The sequence below is a fragment of the Pseudomonas sp. ASL9 genome, from assembly GCF_056680335.1.
Genome location: NZ_CM155277.1, coordinates 1,648,725 through 1,672,118 on the forward strand (window position 1 = coordinate 1,648,725; position 23,394 = coordinate 1,672,118).

The following is a 23,394-nucleotide window of genomic DNA, read 5'->3' on the forward strand; positions in this document are numbered from 1 at the left end:
ATCGACGAACGGTCCGCGTCTGTGGCGTTTCGCCGGTAATAGCTCAGCGCACTCTACCCATTCAAGCAATCTGCGCCTTGGCGGCGACTTGATCAAAGGTGTCGGGGTCCAACGCATCGGCCTGTTCGTCCAGTATCTGGCGCGGATGCTCACTGCCCGGAATGCTGGTATCAAGCAGCGCCAACAAGCTCGCGCCGCGCGGGGTCAGGACAAAATTTTCGCCGTTGCCACCTTCCTCCTCAGGACGAGCCTCGATAAATCCGCGCTTGAGCAGCAGAGCTTCATAGTCCGCAGCCAACGTCTTGAGATGATCCAGATTGCCGGTGGCCTCGCCATCAGCCGCCTGAGCAGCCGCTTGGTCTTCGGCGTAAGCACGCGGGGCAAAACTTTTGTCTGCACTGTTTTGTACTTCGTGTAACAGGCGTTCGATAAGGTCCCAGTTGTATTGCGTCATGATTCAACCTCCAGCCAGCATGAGTAATGACCCGTGACCTCCCACCATCGGGATTGGCACTTATAGGTTGTGACAGGTTCTCGCGGTGGCCGTTCAGCGTCAGTCAGGCGCAGAACTTTTGCCGGGCGCCACCCTCAATAAAGTAAGCCCATCGCAAAGAGGCAGACCATGAAAATCCTGCTGAGCATCACCACCGCCCTGACCTTACTGACCGCCGTCCCTACCTGGGCCTGTACCCCGGAAGAAGCCACGGCCAAGCGTGCGCAACTGGCCCAGGAAGTACAGAAAATCACCCAGCATAATCCGGCGAAGGCCAAGCAGATAAATCAGGAGATCAAAAAGATGAACCTGGACACCGCCAGCAAAGACTTGCCAGACAAATGCCAGTTGATCGATCAGCGAATCAAGGATCTGGACCGCGCCGCGCAGAAGGCAGGTGGCTGATCTGTCGCGCGCCTACAAGACCTGCGCAACGCGGATTTCGCCCACAAAAAAGCCCAGCGTCACGGGGGACGCCAGGCTTTTTGTTGAGTCGCTTACCGCTTATTCAGCAGCAGGCGCTTCTGGCTTGCGTTTTTTTAACGGGGCCTTGCCGTCTGCACTGACCAACGACAACGCATCGGTTTTTGGCCGATTGGTTATCTTGCGCTTGGTCGGCGCCTTGGCACTGCCTTTCTTGTCGGTTTTTTTGTCGCCGGTCTTTTTCTTCTTCACGCCGACAGCCTTGCCCGACGCCTTGACCTTTTTCGGCCCGCCGTAGGTGCCTTTGACTTCCTTGATTACACGACGCTCGAAGCTCTGCTTCAAATAGCGCTCGACGCTGGACATCAAGTTCCAGTCGCCATGGCAGATCAGCGAAATCGCCAGACCTTCGCCACCCGCACGGCCAGTACGGCCAATGCGGTGCACGTAGTCATCGCCACTGCGCGGCATATCGAAGTTGATCACCATGTCCAGGCCTTCAACGTCCAGACCACGGGCTGCCACATCAGTGGCTACCAGGATCTTTACGCCGCCTTGCTTCAGACGGTCGATGGCCAGCTTGCGATCTTTCTGGTCCTTGTCGCCGTGCAGAACAAATGCCTTGTACTCCAGCGCGACCAAACGACCATACAGGCGATCAGCCATGGCGCGGGTGTTGGTGAAGATAATGGCTTTTTGATACGTCTCGTTGGCCAACAGCCAATGGACAATTTTCTCTTTGTGGCTGTTGTGGTCGGCGGTGATGATCTGCTGACGTGTACCCGCAGCCAGCTCACTGACGCTGTTGACCTGCAGGTGCTGAGGTTCAGTCAGGATCTTGCTGATCATTTCGCGCAGGCCGGCACCGCCGGTGGTTGCCGAAAACAGCAGGGTTTGCTCGCGATTCTTGCACTCGCCGGCCAGACGCTCTACGTCTTCGGCAAAGCCCATGTCGAGCATGCGGTCAGCTTCATCGAGCACCAGCACTTCGACCTGTGACAGGTCCAGGTTGCCGGCGTTGAGTTGCTCCAGCAGGCGCCCGGGGGTGCCGATCAGGATGTCCGGAACCTTGCGCAACATGGCAGCCTGGACCTTGAAGTCCTCACCGCCAGTGATCAGACCGGATTTGATGAACGTGAACTGGGAAAAACGCTCAACTTCCTTGAGGGTCTGTTGTGCCAGTTCGCGGGTCGGCAGCAGAATCACTGCGCGAATGTCGACGCGAACCTTGGACGGGCCCATCAGGCGATTGAGGATTGGCAGCACAAAAGCCGCAGTTTTGCCGCTGCCGGTTTGGGCAGTCACCCGCAGGTCATGCCCTTCCAGCGCCAGCGGGATAGCCGCTGCTTGCACTGGCGTAGGCTCGACAAATTTAAGCTCGGCCACGGCTTTAAGCAGGCGTTCGTGCAGGGCGAATTGGGAAAACACGGGTGTTACCTCGACGAAAAACAAAAAAACAGTCGCATAGCCTAACGGTTTCGAGCGCCGAGGCCGAGTTTCTTTACTACATAAAGGCTATTTCTTTAATAAAAGGTGGTTTTTTTGTTACTCGATTTGCCCATGGCAGCTGATTTGAGGGCAGGAATGTTTTAATTGCTGGCCCTATGACAGGACCCTCACTCGCGCCCATGGATATTCAAACGGTATGGCTACGCACCCAGGAACTCTGGGGCGTGCTCGATCAACATCCTTTGTTGCATGCAGGGCTGGGATTGGCGCTGCTGTTGGTCATTGCGCTGGTACTGGGCCGCGTGGCGCGCTTCGTCATCCTGTACATGACCCGATTACTGGGCCGACAAGCGGCCCTGCACTGGCTCAATGACTTACTGCACAACAAGGTTTTTCAGCGGCTGGCGCAGATGGTGCCCTCTTTGGTCATCCAGTTCGGCCTGAACCTGGTGCCGGAGCTGAGCGACAACAGCAAACATTTCCTCGGCAATCTCGCGCTGGCGTTCACCATCCTCTTCCAGGTGCTGGCCCTGGGCGCCCTGCTCAATACACTGCTGGATATCTACGCCCGTACTGATCACGCCCGCACACGGTCGATCAAAGGCTATGTGCAACTGGCGAAGATGATTCTGTACATCTTCGGCGCAATCATCATTGTCGCCACCCTGATCGATCGATCGCCGTTGCTGCTGTTGTCGGGGCTGGGCGCCATGTCGGCGGTGATTCTGTTGGTCTACAAGGACACCCTGCTGTCATTCGTCGCCAGCGTGCAGTTAACCAGCAACGACATGCTGCAGGTCGGCGACTGGATCGAAATGCCGCAAGTCGGCGCCGACGGTGACGTAGTGGACATCACCCTGCACACGGTCAAGGTCCAGAACTTCGACAAGACCATCGTCTCGATTCCAACCTGGCGGATGATGACTGAGTCCTTCAAAAACTGGCGCGGCATGCAGCAATCAGGCGGGCGACGGATCAAACGCAGCCTGTTCATCGATGCCAGCGGCGTGCGTTTCGTGGCCGATGATGAAGAACTCAAGCTGACCCAGATTCATCTGCTGACTGACTACATTGGCCGAAAACAAGCTGAACTGAAGGCGTGGAACCAAGCCCAGGGCAACGTCGCCGCACTGTCCGCCAACCGTCGACGCATGACCAATATCGGCACGTTCCGCGCCTATGCGCTGGCCTATCTACAAAGCCATCCCGACATTCACCTGAACATGACCTGCATGGTTCGCCAGATGCAGACCACCGCACAGGGTATTCCGCTGGAAATCTACTGCTTCACCCGGACCACGGCCTGGGCCGACTACGAGCGAATTCAAGGCGACATCTTCGATTACTTGCTGGCGGTGATGCCGGAGTTTGGGTTGAGCCTTTATCAGCAGCCCAGCGGTATGGATTTACGGGCTGGATTGACTGGCAAATAAAAAACCGATCATCACCAGGGACGACCGGGCAGCGCACCGAAGGAGCAGACGGTACCAAAGGGAGTCGATGGAACGCCCGGATCAGGCGATCTGGGCGAGTTTGGCTTTGGCCTGATTCAGACCTTTCTCGAGGAAATCACCGCCCATGTTCAGGCCTTCGGCGTGGATGAACGTGACATCGTGGATGCCGACAAAGCCGAGTACCTGACGCAGGTAGGGTTCCTGATGATCGAGGCTGCTGCCGGCGTAAATACCGCCGCGAGCGGTCAACACATAGGCACGCTTGCCGATGAGCAGCCCCTGCGGACCTGTCTCGCCGTATTTAAAGGTCACGCCGGCACGCAGCACATGGTCGAACCAGGCTTTGAGGGTGCTGGGGATCGCAAAGTTATACATGGGCGCGGCCAGCACCAGCACATCGGCAGCGACCAGTTCATCGGTCAGCTGATTGGAGCGCTCAAGGGCCAGTTGTTCGATTTCATTGCGCTGCTCGGCTGGTTTCATCCAGCCACCGAGCAAGGTTGAATCCAGATGCGGCACGGGGTTGATTGCCAGGTCACGCACGGTCATTTGATCCGCAGGATGCGCAGCCTGCCATTGGCCGATGAATTGCTGGGTCAATTGGCGTGAGACCGAGTCCTGCTGGCGGGCGCTGCTTTCAATGATCAGTACGCGGGACATGGGCTATTGCCTCCATCGAAGAGTGTCTTGAGTCGATGGAGTGAAGGTTAAACAGGAGCGTATCGATTAAAAAGCGTAAAAACCTGCTACAAACCATCTAATAAATTGTTTTATCGGAAACGGGGCATTACTCTCGCGCCAGAGCGGGAGCAGCCCCCCACCGAGCGTTTTATTTAGGCCCGCAGGTCAGTTTGATCCGCAGTTTAATGATGCTGCGGCTGAACTTGGCGGAGACATCCACACTGCTTTTAGGAGGGATCTGCACCCGCCGAGTACGTGGCGCTTCCGGGCCATTGCTGAACACCACCGTGCACTGAGCATCGGAAGCACCATAGTTGTTCAGCGTAATAGCGCCCATGTCATAGTCGGTGTCATGGCTGGTGTAGTCGATCTGGGCACCGTTGTATTCCTTTTCCACGTCAATCGGATACGCGAAAGCAGTGACGGGCAACAACGCCAACAACACACAACAGAATTTTTTCATTCGGCAGTCTCCAATTTGGAGTGCCAGCTTAGACACTAGGAGCTAGCGATGAAAGCGCCCCGCGTGACCCTTGATCAATGGCGGACACTGCAAGCCGTGGTCGACCATGGTGGTTTCGCCCAGGCCGCCGAGGCCTTGCACCGCTCACAGTCCTCGGTGAGCTACACCGTGGCACGAATGCAAGACCAGCTTGGCGTACCCCTACTGCGTATCGACGGGCGCAAAGCCGTGTTGACCGACGCTGGCGGCGTGCTGCTGCGTCGCTCGCGGCAACTGGTCAAGCAGGCCAGCCAACTGGAAGACCTGGCCCACCATATGGAGCAAGGCTGGGAGGCAGAGGTGCGGCTGGTGGTCGATGCGGCCTACCCTAACGCGCGACTGGTTCGGGCCTTGACCGCGTTCATGCCGCAAAGCCGTGGCTGCCGCGTACGGTTGCGCGAGGAAGTGCTGTCCGGGGTCGAAGAAGTGCTGCTCGAAGGCGTTGCCGATCTGGCCATCAGCGGGTTCAATATTTCCGGGTACCTGGGGACCGAAATGAGCGCCGTCGAGTTCGTCGCCGTTGCCCACCCTGATCATCCGCTGCATCAAATGAATCGCGAGTTGACTTTCCAGGACCTGGAAAGTCAGTTGCAAGTGGTGATCCGCGACTCTGGCCGCCAACAACCGCGCGACGTCGGCTGGCTGGGCGCCGAGCAACGCTGGACGGTGGGCAGCCTGCCAACTGCGGCGACCTTCGTCAGCAGCGGTTTGGGGTTCGCCTGGCTGCCACGGCACTTGATCGAGCGTGAACTGCTGGAGGGCACACTCAAAGCCCTGCCGCTGGATAAAGGCGGCAGCCGTCACCCGGTGTTCTATCTTTACTCGAGCAAGGACAAACCGCTGGGGCCCGCGACGCAGATCCTGACCGAGCTGATCCGCACCTTCGACACGGCCCCGCTGAGCGCCGCATTTGCTGCCCCACAACAAGCCTGACAGGGAAATCGACCATGGCCTTTTTTGAGCATGACGGCTGTTCATTGCACTACGAAGAATATGGACAGGGTTCGCCGCTGCTATTGGTACACGGCCTGGGCTCCAGTTGCCAGGACTGGGAATACCAGATCCCCGCATTGGCCGCGCGTTATCGGGTCATCGCCATGGACATACGCGGTCACGGTCGCTCCGACAAACCCAACGAACGCTACAGTATTCCCGGCTTTACCGCCGACATCGAAGCCCTGATCGACCATTTGCAGTTGGGCCCGGTGCACTTTGTCGGGCTGTCGATGGGCGGCATGATCGGTTTTCAATTGGCCGTCGATCATCCGCAATTACTCAAGAGCCTGTGCATCGTTAACAGCGCGCCGCAAGTCAAACTGATCACCGCCAACGACGGCTTGCAGTGGGCTAAACGCTGGGGCCTGGGGCGGCTGCTGAGCATGTCCGCCATCGGTAATGGCCTGGGCCAAAGCCTGTTCCCCAAACCCGAACAAGCCGACCTGCGCCGCAAAATTGCCGAGCGCTGGGGACAAAACGACAAACGCGCTTATCTCGCCAGTTTCGATGCCATTGTGGGGTGGGGGGTGCAAGAGCGGTTATCACGCATCACCTGTCCGACGCTGATCGTCAGCGCCGATCACGATTACACCCCGGTCAAGCTCAAAGAGGACTACGTGGCCCTGATCAGCCAAGCCAGACTGGTGGTCATCAAGGATTCCCGGCACGCGACACCGCTGGACCAACCCGACGTATTCAACCGGACATTGCTGGAGTTTGTCGATGCGGCAGAGGCCGCATCAGGGCCCTGAATGAACCACAGGACGCACCTTTGTCCGGGCGCTATCAGTTAGAACAGTCCGACCGGCACTGTCCAAAAAAACTCAAACGTGCTTACCTTGTGCCCTTGATAGCCTCCGTATGAATTGCTTATTTGCAGTCGAAACCACCCTCCAGGATCACTGACCCATGCTGAAAAAAATTGTCCTCGCCACCTGCTCCGTGCTGTTCGCCGCCAATCTGATGGCAGCGCAACCGCCCGCCAAGCCGACCCATGTCTTGCTGGATACCAGCATGGGCCAGATTGAAATCGAGCTGGCGGACACCAAGGCACCGATCAGCACCCAGAACTTTCTGGCCTACGTCGATAGCGGCTTCTACACAAACACTATTTTTCACCGGGTAATCCCGGGCTTCATGGTTCAGGGCGGTGGTTTCACCAAGGATATGCAACAGAAGGACACCAATGCGCCCATCAAAAACGAGGCGGATAACGGCCTGCATAACGTACGCGGCACGATAGCGATGGCGCGCACCTCCGTCGTTGACTCGGCGACCAGCCAGTTCTTCATCAACCACAAAGACAACGACATGCTCGACCATGGTGGTCGTGACTTCGGTTATGCCGTATTTGGCAAAGTCGTCAAGGGTATGGACGTGGTCGATACCATTGCCCAAGTACAAACCGGTAACAAAAGCGGCATGCAAAATGTACCCATCGACCCTGTGTTGATTAAGTCAGCCAAACGTATCGACTAAGTCGGTACGCATCGGCCCGCCTGAAGCCGTCGCGCGCAACGTCGGTACAGGCGGTCCGATGAGGAAAGTTTTCCACCTGCAAGGAGAGCCCGCTGCGGTGGGCGTCAGAACCAATGCTCTATCGTCGTTTTGAACAACTGATCGATATTTTTCGTGACGCCCCCACTGCCGCTCCACCGAACCAAGTCCTGTCGTTTTACATCTACTACCTGCGTCAGGTCTGGCCAAGCTTCGTCGCGTTACTGGTGGTCGGGCTGATCGGCGCGCTGATTGAAGTGGCGCTGTTCAGCTACCTGAGCCGGATCATCGATCTGGCCCAAGGCACACCCAATGCCGATTTTTTCAGTGTGCACAGCACTGAGCTGATCTGGATGGCCGTGGTTGCGCTGGTGTTCCGGCCGATCTTCGTCGGCCTGCATGACCTGCTGGTGCACCAGACCATCAGCCCCGCCATGACCAGCATGATTCGCTGGCAGAATCACAGCTACGTGCTCAAGCAGAGCCTCAATTTTTTCCAGAACGACTTCGCCGGGCGCATCGCCCAACGGATCATGCAGACCGGTAACTCGCTGCGTGATTCGGCGGTGCAAGCGGTGGACGCATTGTGGCATGTGCTGATTTACGCCATCGGCTCACTGGTGCTGTTCGCCGAAGCCGACTGGCGCCTGATGATCCCGCTGCTGACCTGGATAGTCTGTTACATCCTCGCCCTGTGCTACTTCGTGCCACGGGTCAAAGACCGCTCGGTTGTATCGTCGGAAGCGCGCTCCAAGCTGATGGGGCGGATTGTCGACGGCTATACCAACATCACCACCCTCAAACTGTTCGCTCACACTAATTTCGAGCAGCAATACGCTCGGGAAGCCATCAGCGAGCAGACCGAAAAAAGCCAGCTGGCCGGTCGCGTGGTCACGGCCATGGACACGGTAATCACCACCATGAACGGTGTATTGATCGTCACCACCACGGGCCTGGCGCTGTGGCTGTGGACCCAATCCTCGATCTCGGTCGGCGCTATCGCTCTGGCGACCGGGCTGGCGATCCGTATCGTCAATATGTCTGGCTGGATCATGTGGGTGGTCAACGGCATCTTCGAAAACATCGGCATGGTCCAGGATGGCCTGCAAACCATCGCCCAACCGGTCAGCGTGACCGACCGCGAGCCCGCGCCTGCATTGAAGGTCGAGCGCGGCGGTGTGAAGTTCGAGAATGTCGATTTCCATTACGGCAAAAGCAGCGGAGTCATCCAAGGCCTGAATCTGGACATCAAACCCGGCGAAAAAATCGGTTTGATTGGGCCATCCGGCGCGGGGAAATCAACGCTGGTCAACCTGCTGCTGCGCCTGTATGACCTGCAAGGTGGACGGATTCTGGTCGACGGGCAGGACATTTCTCACGTCGCCCAGGAAAGCCTGCGCGAACGCATCGGCATGATTACCCAGGACACCTCGCTGCTGCACCGCTCGATCCGCGACAACTTGCTGTATGGCAAACCCGACGCCACCGATGGCGAACTATGGGAAGCGGTGCACAAGGCCCGCGCCGATGAGTTTGTTCCGCTGCTGTCCGACGCTGAAGGCCGCACAGGCTTCGACGCCCATGTCGGCGAGCGCGGGGTCAAGCTGTCGGGTGGTCAACGTCAACGGATCGCCATCGCTCGCGTACTGCTCAAGGACGCGCCCATCCTGATCATGGATGAAGCGACATCAGCCCTGGATTCGGAGGTCGAAGCGGCGATCCAGGAAAGCCTGGAAAGCCTGATGCAAGGCAAGACCGTGATCGCCATCGCCCACCGGCTCTCGACCATCGCCCGCATGGACCGTTTGGTGGTCCTGGAGAAAGGCCAGATCGCCGAGAGCGGCACCCACGCTGAACTGCTGGCACATGGCGGCCTGTATGCGCGGCTATGGCAGCATCAGACCGGTGGGTTTGTGGGGATTGATTGAAGACCGCGTCAAGCCATTCGCGAATGAATTCGCTCCCACAAAAGGAGTGCAATAGTGACTGTGGGAGTGAATTCATTCACGAAGGCGCCAGATACTTTCAAATCTGCCTATATGGCAACGCCGCCCGCGCTTCTTCGGCGTAGGCCAAAATCCCCACCCTCTCCTGCTTCAAGAAATCGCTGACCGCCGCCTTCAACCCTGAATGCGCCAGGTAATGCCAGGAGTGGGTGATGACCGGCTCGAAGCCGCGAATCAACTTATGCTCGCCCTGCGCTCCAGCATCAAAACGCTGAAAGCCTTTGTCGATGGCGTATTCCATTCCCTGGTAAAAACAGGTCTCGAAATGCAGCCGGTCGAACTCGGCCAGACAACCCCAATAACGACCATAGAAACTGTCGCCGCCGATCAGGCTGAACGCCATTGCCACCGGCCTTGAACCCTGTTTGGCCAACACCACGCGAATCGCTTCAGGCATGCGCGCAGCCAAAAGGCTGAAGAACTCGCGGGTCAGGTACGGCGTTTGTCGGCGCACCGCATAGGTGTTGGCGTAGCAGGCATAAACGAAGTCCCATTGCGCTTCGCTCAGTTGATGGCCTTCGAGCCATTCGAACTCAATACCCTGCCCCGCCACTTGCTCACGCTCTTTGCGCATCTGCTTACGCTTGCGCGAACTCAAGGCGTCGAGAAAATCTTGAAAGTCCCGATAACCACGATTCTGCCAATGAAACTGGCAACCCAGCCGCTGCAACCAACCCGGCTGTTCCGCCAGCAGGGCATCGGCCACCGGATCGGTGAAGTTGATGTGCACGCTCGACAGCTTTTCGATGTCGATGTAACCAGGCAGGCACGCCAACAGCTCAATCCCGGCCTCTGGGGTCGCCGACAGCAAACGCGGCCCGCTCACCGGACTGAACGGCACGCCCACCAACAGTTTCGGGTAATAATCGATACCGGCACGTTTACAGGCATCGGCCCACGCGTGATCAAACACGTACTCGCCGTAGGAGTGCCATTTGCGATAGCTGGGTAGCGCCGCAATCAACTGACCGTCTTCGTAATGCAGCAAATGTTCTGCACGCCAACCGGAGCGCGGGCCGAGGCTGCCGCTGTCTTCCAGGGCGCTGAGAAACGCATGACGTAAAAAAGGCTGGGCAGTGGGCACCAAGGCGTCCCACAGCTCAGGGGCCAGTGCTGAAAGACTGTCAAAACGTTGTAGCGGCATCAGTATTCCCCAAGCGTTATTGCCCGCAAGCCTGGCGAGTATCGCGCATTCGATGGCCACATCAAAGCGGCGGACTGATCCTCCCTAAGGGCTGACGCGCCTTGATCTCGCGAGTCAATTGAAGCGCCAATAGGTTAGTAGCGACCGCCCGCTCCTCGCGGATCAACTCTATTTGCTCCAGATATTCATCATTGCGCAAGGTCGCATAGGCCCGATCATCAAGATCGCTAAGGCGCTCATGGAAAGGCGTCTGAACCGGTTCAAAGCGTGCTGCGTAATGCGTCTGCAAATACTCCATCCAGAAGTCCCGAGCGATCATGGCGTTCAAAAAGGCAGGCGCTTTTTCCCTTTGCAACACCTGTTCTTCGGCGGCATCGATTGCCTGTTCGGTCACCCCAGCCAAACGACTGAAAATCATGCCTTTCGGCTGAAGGGGCAATTTCAGCCGTTGCGCGAGGCCGATGCGATAAGCCAGCCGAACCTCCGCCGGATCAAGCGGTGGGTAGCCAAGCGACCGGGTGGCAATATCCTCTCGAGCAATTTTTTCGACTTCATCAAGTCGTTCCAGCCCCCTGGCTAACTGGAACAACTCGGTTTCCTGCGCGCCAACGCGTGCCGACGCCATGACATTGAAAACCAGTACGCGGATTTCCAAATCATTAAACACCAGCATTATCCCGTCGCCACAGGTTTGCGGGTGCGCCGCCAAGGTGAACAATTCGTCGCGCAACGCGCCATGTGCAACGGCTGATTCTAAAACGGTCCACACACGCTGGGTCAGTACTTGCCGACTGCCCTGATAATCGGCGGACGCTGTCAGATCATTCAGCACCCTGAAAAAATCAGAGCTGTCAGGTTCAGCCTGCAAATCATTCCAAACAGTAAGTCTGATGGGCCGTTCTTCATCAGATGATTCCGTCAGCCATAGGGCAAGTGGCGACAATTCATCCTGGGCATGCGGCCGATCATCAGTGATGCCCATAATCCGCATAGCGTCGTGACTCAGCGCTCCCCGCGCCCTGTCGCGGGTGCCTTCGCTGAGTGGGTTATCGTGCAGTTGAAGACGCCGGTAGATCGCCCTTGCGTCATGGAAAGTCGTCTCGGGAATATCCCCAATACGATTATTACGCGCATCCAGAATGATCAGATTGACGCAGTCGCCGATCCCCGCAGGTAACGCGTCAATACCGGTTGCTCGTAGGCTGAGCCTGACTAAACGGCGCATGCCACTTACATCCAACAGCGGCCCGATCGGACAATGATTCAGATTGAGCGTTCGCAACTGCAGCAGGCCTTGCAGACGATTAACTGAACGTTGATCCAGTACCAACGGATTGCCCCGCAAAGATAGCTGTTCAAGGGCCGTATGTGCACTCAAGGCTTCTGGAATAGAGGTGAGATCATTGTCCCGCAGGTATAACTCGCGCAAATCGCTGAACTGCCCCAGCAGTGTGTTGATCGCGTCTGCGTCAAGACCGATATGGTTGATGTAAAGGCCGCGGACATGGTCGAAACGGGCGGTCAAAACAGGCAATTCACCGATGGCCAGCTGATTCAAATCCAGGGAGTAACCGAGAAACTGTCCTCTCTCGGAGTAACATTTACGACTGAGTCTTTTCCAGCAGCGTTTAATTCGCGTCGCAGCGAGACGCCTATCTTCCTGGGTCACAAACCAAACCCTATTGCCTCTGACTCGCGGCTCAGAAGGCGCACTCACCCAGCTATCAAGGGTAGCGTCAAGTTGCTCGTATTGGATTTCCATAGCACGAATCTGCCCTTGGATATAGTTCGACAGGTCGTTGGAGGGCCCCGTATATCCTGCACGCAACGCGCTGATAAACAACCTGACCTCGGCCTCCTCCATGCCGGGAAAAAGGCTTTTCACTGCCAGCTCAGCGGAGTGATTTCTGGCGCCGAGTCCGAAGCGGGAAAATAATCGTCTAAACCTTCCACTCAAGGGATAACCCAGGCGACCGTCGGCCAGGCGTTGCGGCCATTTAAAGCCGGGGTTTATTTTTTGCATGCCCAAGGCCAAAGCAACCGCGTCTCGCTGTCCGACGGCGATGTCCCCCAGGGCTGCACGCAGCGCTGACTCGGTAGCATCGCTCGATAAGCCAATGGCCGCTCGCGCATCTGACGGAAGAGCCTGCAACACGGCGCTGAAAAAGGGATGACCGCCACTGTCGATGGAATTGCCGACGCTGTCTAACGTTTGATAACGCTGGCCGGACTTCACCAATACCCAGCGCCGAGCCGAGGTCTGGTAATCCCCCACGCTGGCGAGCAGCTCACCGGAAAAAATACCCTCGCGGATTTCAAGCGCCAGGTTTTCCGGCCAGCCAGGCAAGCGCGATAACAAACTCACGCCTGCGGTGGCAAGGTCAGGAGAGTCGCCGCCCTTGAAGTAGAAGCCCTCGTTAACGCGATTCAAGCGCAGTTGTTGCTGATATTCCCGCGCCTGCTCCGCCATGCGCAGCGGCAAGCGCGACGAAAGGGTCATCCGGGAAATTTCCTGGGCGCTGGCAGACTCAAGCAGTTCATTGGCTACACCGGTCGGAAGCGCCGGAAAATCACGCCGAATCAGTTTTACTGAAGGCCCTTCAGCAGGCGTGTTGGCCTGATAAATACCGTCATGCAAGGAGCCACTTCGCAACGTTGCAACCTCAGCAAGCTGCTCTGCTAAACGGCTGCTCTGACTTTGCCGTCTGGGGTTGTAGTCACCCAGCAGCGTCTCGACTTCGTCTGGCGTCAGCGAGGCCAAGGTCGAGGTGATGACATCGTCCATTTGCCCCGGAAGATAGGTCAGGTCAATCGCCGGCAATGCGGAGCCAGGCGTGCCGAACACTTGCAGCTCGACACCCTGCGAATCGAGCAAACGCAGTACCCGCGCCTTCGGCCATCCGGGCAAAAACGTCAACAGCTCCAGGTAAGGGTTGATATTTGGCAGGTTGAACTCATGCAAATTGCCGCTGTTCATTGCGGTAATGAACGCATCGATTTGATGCTCAATCTGGAATCTGGAGATCGAATCGCTCAACAACGCGGGCGGCTTGATGTTATCCACGTGCACCCGGCGCAAGAGCGTTTCATCGGCATGCGTAACCGCCATGATGCGTTCGATGGTTTGCTCGGATGTTCCGTCTAGCCCTGGGTGCAAGCGTCTAAATAACGTGTGCAGGTCCCAACCCATGGGGTTTTCGCCCTCATGGCGCCAGGCGCCCGCGCCGTTATGATTGAGAACAGGTGAATATCGATCAGCGCGGGTCGGGTGTTTGAGCCGCCACCGTTTCAACTTCACATCGAAATCGACTTGGTAGTACTTGCCCGCCAAAGGCAAATAGCTTTTGCCTTCCACCTCAATACGCGCCTCGGCGTTAGCCATCACCCAATTAGGCAATGTGAGTTCCTGCTGGAACGGGGCCAAATCAGCTTTCCAGAGTCGGGTCTGACCATTTTTCAGCGTTACCGAAACCATATTTTCAATAAATGCCGACGGTGCGCTTGCAGCGGAGGAAGCCTGAGTACCGGCTATAGCCCCCACTGCTCCCGCAAGCGCAATATTTTCAGCGGCACCGAACAGGTGACTGAACGCCTCGTCGATTTCGCCGTCCTCCCACTCCTGAATTCCGATAAAGATATCGGACAACACGTGCTCTACGGCAATTACTGCCATTGCTGCGCCCAAGATCGGGATAAAAAAAGACGCAATATTAAGCAGATCCACACCTGCCGACTCATAGGCCTGCAGCCGTTCCATACGGTTTTTTTGGTCCTCCTCTCCCGTAGGAACCGCCAGCACCCGCGAGTCCTCATACGTCTTGAGTAACAGATGCTCGTACAGCATTTGAAACGGCGCCGGCGAGTACACAAACTTCTCCAACGATAGCTCCGCACGTTCATCAAATAACCGGCGGCGCAAGCCGGTACTCAGGGGATTGCCATCCAGCGGACGCAACGGCATAAGCCGCTCATTAAGCCTTACGAAAAACCGTTGGTGTTCACGCAAACTGATGAAACGCCGGAAATAGTCCTGGTAGGCACTCGCGGAGAGTTTGCGACGCAGCGTGTCAGTAAAGGCTTTGAACGACACATATTCTTTGAGTGGGTGCTCAGGTTCCCCCGGCATGTACACCAGGCACGGCAGGGCTTCGTCGTCGTCTTTATCGGGCTCGATAAACATCGCGCCTAATAACATATTCCCGTGTTCGCCGATGGAGTCCAGCATCCGCAACCAGCCATGGCGAACTGGCTCTACACCCCACATCGGAGTGCTTCCCGGCGTGGTCAATGCCAATAACATGTCGTAGGCCGCCAGGGAGATGTGTTTTTTCATGAGCGCGATGTGCGCCAGCACTTGAACACTGTCTTGCTCGCTGCGTTGAAACTTGCCTGCAACCTCAAGCGCTCGTTCGTCAGCCGACTGCTCCGGTAAAGCGGGCGGTTTAAAAACGCTGTCTAGATGCGTTTGATAACGGGCGCCTAAATCAAGCCGGCGACACATCTCGCCAAATTGAGCAGGCTTGATCCCGATAACTCCGGAGTAACGAAAACGAAACCGCGGATAGCGGCCGTTGACGCCTGTCCCAGCGACCAGTTGCAGTTGCAAGCCGTCGTCGGGGAGCAATGCAGCGCCGCGCTCAAATCCGCCCTCTTGCGCTTCAAACGCTTCGAAGTTTTGCAACGCTGCTTGAAGCAGGCTTTGCCTGAACGGGCGACGTTGATCCACACCCAAGAACGTTTGAGTGTGCATGGTCACCAAATCGTTCTTGTGCAAATCCAGACGGAAACTGAAGGTGTCAACCAACTGCTGTTCCAGCAACGGTTCGGCAAAGGCTTTAACGGATTTTAGTTTTTTACGCAGTGGTTCCACGTCGCGTCGAGAAAACAAACTGAACAGTTGGCTTTTGCGCAACGCCGCGCGTAGTTCCGTGGAGGCACCGCTGTACCAGGCAGGAAGACGACTTTTTATAAATCCATGATTGGCTCGGTTTTCATTCCACGGAGCGAACACACCATCATCAAGGTCGGTTGCAGGTTGAACAGGGGAACTGATGATTAAATCGGACATCGGACAAAGCCTTATTACAACTGAAGAAGTTGTTCAGGCTATGTGTTTGAAGGGGTCATCCGTACATAACAAAGTAGCACCCAGGCTGTTTATTACCGGGTGCCCACCGACAGATGTGGATTAACGTTTACGCAAAATCACGCTGCCAATCGAATACCCGGCGCCGAAAGAGCTGAGCACCGATAACGCACCCTTGGGCAAGTCGTCCTGGTATTTATGAAAAGCGATGACCGACCCCGCCGAGCTGGTATTGGCGTAGGTGTCCAGGATCACTGGTGCCTCTTCCACCGTGGCTTCGCGGCCCAACAGCTTTTTCACGATCAAGTGATTCATGCTGAGGTTGGCTTGATGCAACCAAAACCGTTTGATATCACCGACGTTCAAGTTATTTTCCTGCAAATGGGTCGCGATGAGTTCAGCAACCATCGGGCACACGTCACGGAACACTTTGCGGCCTTCCTGCACGAACAGCTTGTCCGGGGCACCAATGCCCTCTTCCCCTGCGCGGTTGAGGAAGCCGAAGTTGTTGCGAATGTTATTGGAGAACTTGGTCAGCAGCTTGGTGCTGACAATGTCGAACTGGTGCGGCGAGGTCGCCAGGTCTGCGCGCTCGATCACCACGGCCGTAGCGGCATCGCCAAAGATGAAGTGGCTGTCGCGGTCACGGAAATTCAAGTGGCCGGTGCAGATTTCCGGGCTTATGACCAATACCGCGCGGGCCTGGCCCAACTGAACGGTGTTGCACGCCTGCTGGATACCGAATGTCGCGGACGAACAGGCAACGCTCATGTCAAAGCCGAAGCCCTGGACACCCAGTGCTTCCTGAATTTCGATAGAGATCGCCGGATAAGCACGTTGCAGGTTGGAGCAGGCGACGATCACGCAGTCGATATCGGCAGCGGTTTTGCCTGCACGTTGCAAGGCTTGTTCGGCGGCTGCAACGCCCATCTGACAGAGGATCGACCACTCGTCATTGGAACGTTCTGGCAACCGCGGCGCCATGCGCAACGGATCAAGGATGCCTTGCTTGTCCATGACGAAGCGGCTCTTGATGCCCGAGGCTCTTTCGATAAAAGCAGCGCTCGACTCCGTCAGGGCCTGAACGTCTCCGCGCTCAATCGCTGACGCGTTTTCGGCATTGAACAGGGCGACATAGGCATTGAAAGACTGCACCAGCTCATCGTTGGAAATGCTGTTGGCCGGGGTATACAGGCCAGTGCCACTGATGACGACGTTATGCACGGTCGTTCCTCTCTTATTTGATCGTCGCAAGCAACGACCTGCTGGGCATGAGCATTGGTACCAACGTACCAATACGTACGGAAAATTGTCCCGTTAAGGCACGGGTTTCAGGTTGAATCATTTGGCAGGCGGGCCGATTTCCGGCGCCTGAGCGTCCGTCTTCGCGAATGAATTCGCTCCCACAATTTGATTGCATTCCGCTGTGGGAGCGAATTCATTCGCGAAGACGTCGGCGCTGTCAGCAACGCTCTATCAGACAGTCTGCGAATAATGGTGCGAAGTGTGCCATATCGGCCCGATTTTCGCGCTATTCAGCCATCCACCTGGCTCCATTGCTTACTCAGGCGCTTGTCCGAAACCGGAATTTTTGTCCCCAGTTGCTGGGCAAACAGCGACACACGATATTCCTCCAGCCACCAGCGGTACACCACCAACTCCGCGTCGCGTTTACCTTCCTGGGCATGCTTGCCGGCGCGGGCCTGATACTGAGCCCACACGTCAGCCAGCTCGGTGCTCCAGAGGCGGTCTTTCTGCACTTGGCCGGGCAGTTTTTCCAGGCGCATCTCGATGGACTTCAAATAGCGTGGCAGCTCCTTGAGCCACTGCGCAGGCGTTTCGCGAACGAATCCCGGATACACCAGGTGTTTCAGCTGCGACTTGATGTCGTTGAGCGCTACCGCCTGTGCCAGATCAATCTTGCCCTTGAAGCGTTTTTGCAGACCGTGCCACAGGGTGAGGATCTCCAGTGTCAGTTTCGCCAGGCGCTCAGCGTGCTCGGTCCAGCCGGCACGTTTGCGTTCGGCCAGCGCTGCCAGCCCGGCCCCGTCGCGCGGCAGGCTGACTTCGCAGTCGAGAATGCAGCTGTCGAGACTGGCCAGCAGAATGTCTTCGACCAACCCATCGATCCGTCCCAGTTCGCGGTGAAGCAACGCCAGCTCGGTTTGCCCTGGCAGCTTGCTGCGCAAGAACTTGGCCGGCTCGGCAAGTTGTTGCAACAGCAAACGCTGCAAGGCACGACGGTGCTGATACTCGGCTTCAGCAGGCGTCGAGAAGCGCCCTTCCTTGACCGTGCCCGCGTCTTCGACCAGCGCCGGGTACACCGTCATCGACAGGCCCGCGATGTTTTGTTGGGTTTTTTCGGCCACCGGGGCGAAGATTTTGGCCTCGACAGGCAACTGGTTTTTCGACGTTTGCGGCGCGGCCAATGCAGCCTGACTGGCCTCGGCGAAACGCGCCGTCAACTGGGCCAGCTCACGTCCTTCACCGAGGAATTTACCGCTGCCGTCGAGGATTTCCAGGTTCATCTTCAGATGGCCGTCGAGCTGCTGGGCCGCTTCGACCCAGGCTTCGTCCGTCACCCGTGCGCCGGTCATGCGCAGCAGCTCACGCCCCAGCGCATGCGGCAACGAGCCCTCGCCGAAGGTGATGCGCTGCAACGCGGCCTTGATAAAGTCAGGCACCGGCACGAAGTTTTTGCGAACCGCTTTGGGCAAGTTGCGCACCAACGCGATGCATTTGGTTTCCAGCAACCCAGGCACCAGCCATTCCAGACGCTCGCCAGGCAACGCTGGCAGCAAAGGCGCAGGCACCCGCAGCGTCACACCGTCGCGCGGATGATTGGGCTCGAAGTGATAACTCAGCGCCAGGATCAAATCGCCCAGACGCAAGGTGTCCGGGTAATATGCGGCCGTGATTTCGCTGGCTTCGCGGGCCAGCACGTCTTCTTCGCGCATGATCAGCAACTGCGGATTTTTCTGGCTTTCGACCTTGTACCAACTGTCGAAGGTCGCGGTTTGATGAATCTCCGCCGGGACCCGTGCTTCGTAATAACTGAACAGTGTGTCTTCGTCGGCCAGAATGTCACGACGGCGCGCCTTGGCCTCCAGCTCGTCGAGTTGTTCCAGCAATTGAGTATTGGCGGTCAGGCATTTGGCCCGCGAAAGAATCTCGCCACGCACCAACGCTTCACGGATAAACAGCTCGCGGGACACTTGAGGATCGATTGGACCGTAATGCACCGGACGCCGACCGACCACGATCAAGCCGAACAGGGTGATCTGCTCGAACGCCACGACTTGGCCGCGCTTCTTCTCCCAATGCGGTTCGAAATGATTTTTCTTGATCAGATGCCCGGCCAGCGGCTCGATCCAGTCCGCATCGATCTTGGCCACCATGCGCGCATAGAGCTTGGTGGTTTCCACCAACTCGGCGGCCATCAGCCATTGTGGGCGTTTCTTGCCCAGCCCGGACGACGGATGAATCCAGAACCGCCGCTGGCGCGCACCCAAGTAATCGCCGTCTTCGGTCTTCTGACCGATCTGGCTGAGCAAGCCGGACAGCACGGCCTTGTGCAACTTGGTGTAATCGGCCGGTTCTTGGTTGACCGTCAACTGCAGGTCGCGGCAGATCAGGCTCAATTGCCGATGGGAGTCGCGCCACTCGCGCAAGCGCAGGTAATTGAGGAAGTTCTTGCGGCACCAATTGCGCAGCGGGCTGGCAGTCAGGGCCAGGCGTTGCTCTTCAAAACCGCGCCACAGATTGACCAGCCCGGCGAAGTCCGAATCGATGTCCTTCCATTGCGCGTGAGCCTGATCCGCCGCCTGTTGCCGCTCAGGCGGACGTTCGCGAACGTCCTGCACGGACATGGCGCTGGCAACGATCAAGACTTCCTGCAAGCTGCCTTGTTTGGCTGCTTCCAGCAACATGCGACCCATACGTGGGTCCACCGGCAGGCGCGCCAGTTGACGACCCAACGGCGTCAGCTGGTTCTCGCGGTTGACCGCCGACAGCTCTTGCAACAGGTTGAAACCGTCGCTGATGGCCTTGCCATCGGGCGGCTCGATAAAGGGGAAATCGGTGATCTCGCCCAGACGCAAATGCAGCATCTGCAAAATCACTGCCGCCAGGTTGGTCCGCAGGATTTCCGGATCGGTGAATTCCGGTCTGCCGTTGAAATCTTCTTCGCTGTACAGGCGCACGCACAGACCCGGCTCGACCCGGCCGCAACGGCCCTTGCGCTGGTTGGCGCTGGCTTGCGAAACTGCTTCGATGGGCAGGCGCTGAACCTTGGCGCGGTAGCTGTAACGGCTGATCCGCGCAGTGCCGCTGTCAATCACGTAGCGAATGCCCGGCACCGTCAGCGAGGTTTCGGCAACGTTGGTCGCCAGCACCACACGCCTTCCCGGGTGGGACTGAAAAATCCGCTGCTGCTCGGCTGGCGACAGGCGTGCGTACAACGGCAGGATTTCGGTGTGTTTGAGTTGAGCCTTGCGCAGCATTTCCGCCGCATCACGGATTTCCCGTTCGCCCGGCAAAAATACCAGCACATCGCCAGGACTCTTGCGTTCGCTGCGCTCGAATGCCTCCAGTTCATCAAGCGTTGCCAGAATCGCCTGATCGACCGTCAAGTCATCCTCGACCGCATTGCCCTCCTCGTCCTGCTGGGACGTCAGTGGGCGATACCAGGTTTCCACCGGGAACGTGCGGCCAGAGACTTCAACAATCGGTGCATCATTGAAATGCTCGGAGAAACGCTGCAGGTCGATGGTCGCTGAGGTGATGATGAGCTTCAGGTCAGGGCGACGCGGCAGCAGGGTTTTCAAGTAGCCGAGCAGGAAGTCGATGTTCAGGCTGCGTTCGTGGGCTTCGTCGACGATGATCGTGTCGTAGCGTTCCAGATAGCGGTCGTGCTGGGTTTCAGCCAGCAGAATACCGTCGGTCATCAGCTTGATCAGGGTATTGCTGTCACTTTGATCTTCGAAACGCACTTGATAGCCAACCAGCGCGCCCAACGGCGTGCCCAGTTCTTCAGCAACCCGGCTCGCCACGCTGCGGGCAGCGATCCGACGCGGCTGGGTGTGGCCGATCAGGCCGTGCTGGCCGCGACCGATTTCCAGGCAGATCTTCGGTAACTGCGTGGTTTTGCCTGAGCCGGTTTCGCCCGCAATGATCAGCACCTGATGCTTGAGCAACGCCGCCTTGATCTCGTCGCGTTTGGCGGCAATTGGCAGGCTGTCGTCGTAGCGAATCACCGGCAGGCTGTCGCGCCGGGCCGTGACCTGGGCAAAAGACGCCTGCACGCGCGCCGACCACTGCGCCAGCTTGGCCTCGTCGGGCTTCTTTTGAAGCTCATGCAACTGACGACGAAAGCGATGACGATCAGAAATCATCGCGTGGTCGAGGTTTTTCAGCAGTTGGTCGATGGAGGGCGATTCGTCAGTCATCAGGTGCGCAAAGTCTTTTGATGGGTGCAAAGGCGGGGATTGTCGCAGATTTGCCTGTGGATAGGACAACTGCCAGACCCCATTCGCAGGCAAGCCTGCTCCCACAGGGGACCGCGTACTTCTGTGGGAGCAGGCTTGCCTGCGAATAGGGCCGACACCACCGCTAAAACCAACAAGCCCAGCAATGGCGGGGCTTGGGGTGTGATGCTTGGCTTATTTTTTCAGGCTGCGCTTTTTCAGTTCGTCATCTCGCAGTTGCCGACGCAGGATCTTGCCGACGTTGGTGGTCGGCAGCGCATCGCGAAACTCCACGGACTTCGGCACTTTGTAGCCAGTGACATTGGCACGCATGTGTTCCATGACCTGCTCTTTGGTCAGGGTCACGCCCGGTCTGGCGACGATGAACAGCTTGATCGCCTCGCCGGATTTCTCATCCGGAATACCGATGGCTGCACACTGCAATACGCCGGGCAGGGTCGCCAGCACATCTTCGAGTTCGTTGGGGTAGACGTTGAAACCGGAGATCAGAATCATGTCTTTTTTGCGATCAACGATGCGTATGTAGCCGTCTGGCTGAATGATCGCGATATCGCCGGTTTTCAACCAGCCCTCGGCGTCGAGCATTTCATCGGTAGCGGCCTGCTGCTGCCAGTAGCCCTTCATGACCTGCGGGCCTTTGACGCACAGTTCACCCACCTCGCCCAACGGCAGCTCATTGCCCGCGTCATCAATGACCCGGCACAACGTTGAGGGCACTGGAATACCAATGGTGCCTATCTGAATACTCTGGATCGGGTTGACCGTGGCCACCGGGCTGGTTTCGGTCATGCCGTAACCTTCGCAGATCCCGCAGCCGGTCACTTCTTTCCAGCGCTCGGCGGCTGACAATTGCAGGGCCATGCCGCCGGACAGGGTGACTTTCAACGCGGAGAAGTCGAGTTTGCGGAATGCCTCGTTATTGCACAGCGCCACGAACAGGGTGTTAAGGCCGACAAAACCACTGAACTTCCACTTCGACAGCTCCTTGACCATCGCCGAAAGGTCGCGCGGATTGCTGATCAGGATGTTGTGGTTGCCGATCAGCATCATCGCCATGCAGTGAAAGGTGAAGGCATAGATGTGGTACAGCGGCAGTGGCGTGATCAGAATCTCGCACCCTTCATGCAGGTTGGAGCCCATCAGCGCCTTGCACTGCAGCATGTTGGCAATCAGATTACGGTGGGTCAGCATGGCGCCCTTGGCCACACCCGTGGTGCCGCCGGTGTACTGCAACACTGCGACGTCGCTGCCGACAGGCGAAGCGTCCTTGACCGGCTGGCCACGGCCTTTGCTCAGTACGTCGTTGAATTTGATCGCCTTGGGCAAATGAAACGCCGGGACCATTTTCTTCACGTACTTGATCACGCTGTTGATCAGCAGACGCTTGAGCGGTGGCAGCATGTCCGCCACTTCGGTGATGATGATGTGCTGCACCTTGGTCTTGGGCACCACGCTCTCGGCCAGATGCGCCATGTTCGCCAGGCACACCAACGCCTTCGCGCCGGAGTCGTTGAACTGGTGTTCCATTTCCCGTGCGGTGTACAGCGGGTTGGTGTTGACCACAATCAAGCCGGCACGAATGGCTCCGAACACAGCGATTGGGTATTGCAGCAGGTTGGGCAATTGCACCGCGATACGGTCGCCCGGTTGCAGGTCCGTGTGCTGCTGTAGATAAGCAGCAAAAGCACCCGACAACTCATACATCTCAGCGTAAGTGAGGGTCTTGCCCAGGTTGCTGAAAGCCGGTTTATTGGCGAAACGCTGGCATGATTGCTTCAATACCGCCTGAATATTTGGATACTCGTCAGGATTGATATCGGCAGCAATGCCAGACGGGTATTTATCCTTCCAGAAATTTTCGAGCATGGAAGCCGACTCCTCAGCGACAGCGAATTCTACACACCGCTTAAATGCGATGATTTCTTGTGTTTTGTTACAGAGCTTTTTGCTCACCGAGAGGTCCAAAAGCGGGCCGAGAGTAGCAGCTTTGCCAAGGGTCGACTAGAGCCAATAGCGGCCCAAACAGTCATAATCGTGACTTTAAATAATATTTGGTCACATTTAGAGCAAGCATACTGTTTGGCGAAAAATGGGGTATCAGAGACACCGCGATGGCAATATTTCAGGCGTTTCGCGTCAAGCCATTCGCGAATAAATTCGCTCCCACAGAATTGTGA

General features: G+C 57.2%; 15 protein-coding genes. 6 read left to right on the plus strand and 9 right to left on the minus strand.

The annotated features are described in order from the left end of the window. Window positions 1-61 precede the first annotated feature (61 nt). Window positions 62-454, minus strand: a complete 393-nt coding sequence (locus AC1ME2_RS07735; RefSeq protein ID WP_480440179.1) for a transcriptional regulator — start codon at window positions 452-454, stop codon at window positions 62-64. A gap of 168 nt (window positions 455-622) precedes the next feature. Between AC1ME2_RS07735 and AC1ME2_RS07740 the strand changes: the two genes are divergently transcribed. Beyond that, window positions 623-898, plus strand: a complete 276-nt coding sequence (locus AC1ME2_RS07740) for a hypothetical protein (RefSeq protein WP_480440181.1) — start codon at window positions 623-625, stop codon at window positions 896-898. A 99-nt stretch (window positions 899-997) separates the two neighbouring features. Here AC1ME2_RS07740 and AC1ME2_RS07745 read toward each other — a convergent pair whose 3' ends face one another. Beyond that, window positions 998-2,344 carry a DEAD/DEAH box helicase gene (locus tag AC1ME2_RS07745; protein WP_480440183.1) on the minus strand — a complete coding sequence of 449 codons (1,347 nt, stop codon included), beginning with the start codon at window positions 2,342-2,344 and terminating at the stop codon, window positions 998-1,000. A 200-nt stretch (window positions 2,345-2,544) separates the two neighbouring features. Here AC1ME2_RS07745 and AC1ME2_RS07750 point away from each other — a divergent pair, with 200 nt between their 5' ends. Beyond that, window positions 2,545-3,798, plus strand: coding sequence for a mechanosensitive ion channel family protein (locus AC1ME2_RS07750; protein ID WP_480440185.1), 1,254 nt, complete (start codon window positions 2,545-2,547; stop codon window positions 3,796-3,798). An 81-nt stretch (window positions 3,799-3,879) separates the two neighbouring features. On the opposite strand, the gene AC1ME2_RS07755 is transcribed toward AC1ME2_RS07750, so the two are convergent. Continuing rightward, window positions 3,880-4,479, minus strand: coding sequence for an FMN-dependent NADH-azoreductase (locus tag AC1ME2_RS07755; protein WP_480440188.1), 600 nt, complete (start codon window positions 4,477-4,479; stop codon window positions 3,880-3,882). 169 nt (window positions 4,480-4,648) lie between these two features. Then, the gene (locus AC1ME2_RS07760) at window positions 4,649-4,963 is read right to left on the minus strand and encodes a 3-phosphoglycerate kinase (protein WP_480440191.1); all 315 of its coding nucleotides are present in this window, start codon (window positions 4,961-4,963) and stop codon (window positions 4,649-4,651) included. Between the two features lie 48 nt (window positions 4,964-5,011). On the opposite strand from AC1ME2_RS07760, the gene AC1ME2_RS07765 reads away from it, so the two are divergent. The 4 genes from AC1ME2_RS07765 (at window position 5,012) to AC1ME2_RS07780 (ending at window position 9,423) form a co-directional block, all read left to right on the plus strand. After that, window positions 5,012-5,935, plus strand: a complete 924-nt coding sequence (locus AC1ME2_RS07765; protein WP_480440192.1) for a LysR family transcriptional regulator — start codon at window positions 5,012-5,014, stop codon at window positions 5,933-5,935. A 14-nt stretch (window positions 5,936-5,949) separates the two neighbouring features. Next, window positions 5,950-6,750 (plus strand): alpha/beta fold hydrolase, encoded by an 801-nt coding sequence (locus AC1ME2_RS07770; RefSeq protein WP_480440194.1) that lies wholly within the window; start codon window positions 5,950-5,952, stop codon window positions 6,748-6,750. Window positions 6,751-6,907: 157 nt separating this feature from the next. Beyond that, on the plus strand, window positions 6,908-7,477 hold the full coding sequence (locus AC1ME2_RS07775) for a peptidylprolyl isomerase (RefSeq protein ID WP_480440197.1): 570 nt from the start codon (window positions 6,908-6,910) through the stop codon (window positions 7,475-7,477). A 113-nt stretch (window positions 7,478-7,590) separates the two neighbouring features. Beyond that, on the plus strand, window positions 7,591-9,423 hold the full coding sequence (locus AC1ME2_RS07780; protein WP_480440198.1) for an ABC transporter ATP-binding protein: 1,833 nt from the start codon (window positions 7,591-7,593) through the stop codon (window positions 9,421-9,423). Between the two features lie 97 nt (window positions 9,424-9,520). On the opposite strand, the gene AC1ME2_RS07785 is transcribed toward AC1ME2_RS07780, so the two are convergent. The 5 genes from AC1ME2_RS07785 to fadD1 all read right to left on the minus strand — a co-directional run bounded on the left by AC1ME2_RS07785 (window position 9,521) and on the right by fadD1 (window position 23,083). Then, on the minus strand, window positions 9,521-10,645 hold the full coding sequence (locus tag AC1ME2_RS07785; protein ID WP_480440199.1) for a GNAT family N-acetyltransferase: 1,125 nt from the start codon (window positions 10,643-10,645) through the stop codon (window positions 9,521-9,523). A gap of 61 nt (window positions 10,646-10,706) precedes the next feature. After that, window positions 10,707-15,713 (minus strand): NEL-type E3 ubiquitin ligase domain-containing protein, encoded by a 5,007-nt coding sequence (locus AC1ME2_RS07790; RefSeq protein WP_480440200.1) that lies wholly within the window; start codon window positions 15,711-15,713, stop codon window positions 10,707-10,709. Window positions 15,714-15,833: 120 nt separating this feature from the next. Next, the gene (locus AC1ME2_RS07795) at window positions 15,834-16,955 is read right to left on the minus strand and encodes a beta-ketoacyl-ACP synthase III (protein ID WP_480440202.1); all 1,122 of its coding nucleotides are present in this window, start codon (window positions 16,953-16,955) and stop codon (window positions 15,834-15,836) included. A gap of 311 nt (window positions 16,956-17,266) precedes the next feature. Beyond that, window positions 17,267-21,178, minus strand: a complete 3,912-nt coding sequence (gene hrpA / locus AC1ME2_RS07800) for an ATP-dependent RNA helicase HrpA (RefSeq protein ID WP_480440203.1) — start codon at window positions 21,176-21,178, stop codon at window positions 17,267-17,269. Between the two features lie 213 nt (window positions 21,179-21,391). Beyond that, the gene (fadD1, locus tag AC1ME2_RS07805) at window positions 21,392-23,083 is read right to left on the minus strand and encodes a long-chain-fatty-acid--CoA ligase FadD1 (RefSeq protein ID WP_480440204.1); all 1,692 of its coding nucleotides are present in this window, start codon (window positions 23,081-23,083) and stop codon (window positions 21,392-21,394) included. Window positions 23,084-23,394 lie beyond the last annotated feature (311 nt).

Bases quoted from the DNA above. Each gene is read 5' to 3' on its own strand.
- AC1ME2_RS07735 (WP_480440179.1), bottom strand. From the start codon at position 454: ATGACGCAATACAACTGGGACCTTATCGAACGCCTGTTACACGAAGTA.
- AC1ME2_RS07740 (WP_480440181.1), top strand. From the start codon at position 623: ATGAAAATCCTGCTGAGCATCACCACCGCCCTGACCTTACTGACCGCC.
- AC1ME2_RS07750 (WP_480440185.1), top strand. From the start codon at position 2,545: ATGGATATTCAAACGGTATGGCTACGCACCCAGGAACTCTGGGGCGTG.
- AC1ME2_RS07755 (WP_480440188.1), bottom strand. From the start codon at position 4,479: ATGTCCCGCGTACTGATCATTGAAAGCAGCGCCCGCCAGCAGGACTCG.
- AC1ME2_RS07760 (WP_480440191.1), bottom strand. From the start codon at position 4,963: ATGAAAAAATTCTGTTGTGTGTTGTTGGCGTTGTTGCCCGTCACTGCT.
- AC1ME2_RS07765 (WP_480440192.1), top strand. From the start codon at position 5,012: ATGAAAGCGCCCCGCGTGACCCTTGATCAATGGCGGACACTGCAAGCC.
- AC1ME2_RS07770 (WP_480440194.1), top strand. From the start codon at position 5,950: ATGGCCTTTTTTGAGCATGACGGCTGTTCATTGCACTACGAAGAATAT.
- AC1ME2_RS07775 (WP_480440197.1), top strand. From the start codon at position 6,908: ATGCTGAAAAAAATTGTCCTCGCCACCTGCTCCGTGCTGTTCGCCGCC.
- AC1ME2_RS07780 (WP_480440198.1), top strand. From the start codon at position 7,591: ATGCTCTATCGTCGTTTTGAACAACTGATCGATATTTTTCGTGACGCC.
- AC1ME2_RS07785 (WP_480440199.1), bottom strand. From the start codon at position 10,645: ATGCCGCTACAACGTTTTGACAGTCTTTCAGCACTGGCCCCTGAGCTG.
- AC1ME2_RS07790 (WP_480440200.1), bottom strand. From the start codon at position 15,713: ATGTCCGATTTAATCATCAGTTCCCCTGTTCAACCTGCAACCGACCTT.
- hrpA (WP_480440203.1), bottom strand. From the start codon at position 21,178: ATGACTGACGAATCGCCCTCCATCGACCAACTGCTGAAAAACCTCGAC.
- fadD1 (WP_480440204.1), bottom strand. From the start codon at position 23,083: ATGCTCGAAAATTTCTGGAAGGATAAATACCCGTCTGGCATTGCTGCC.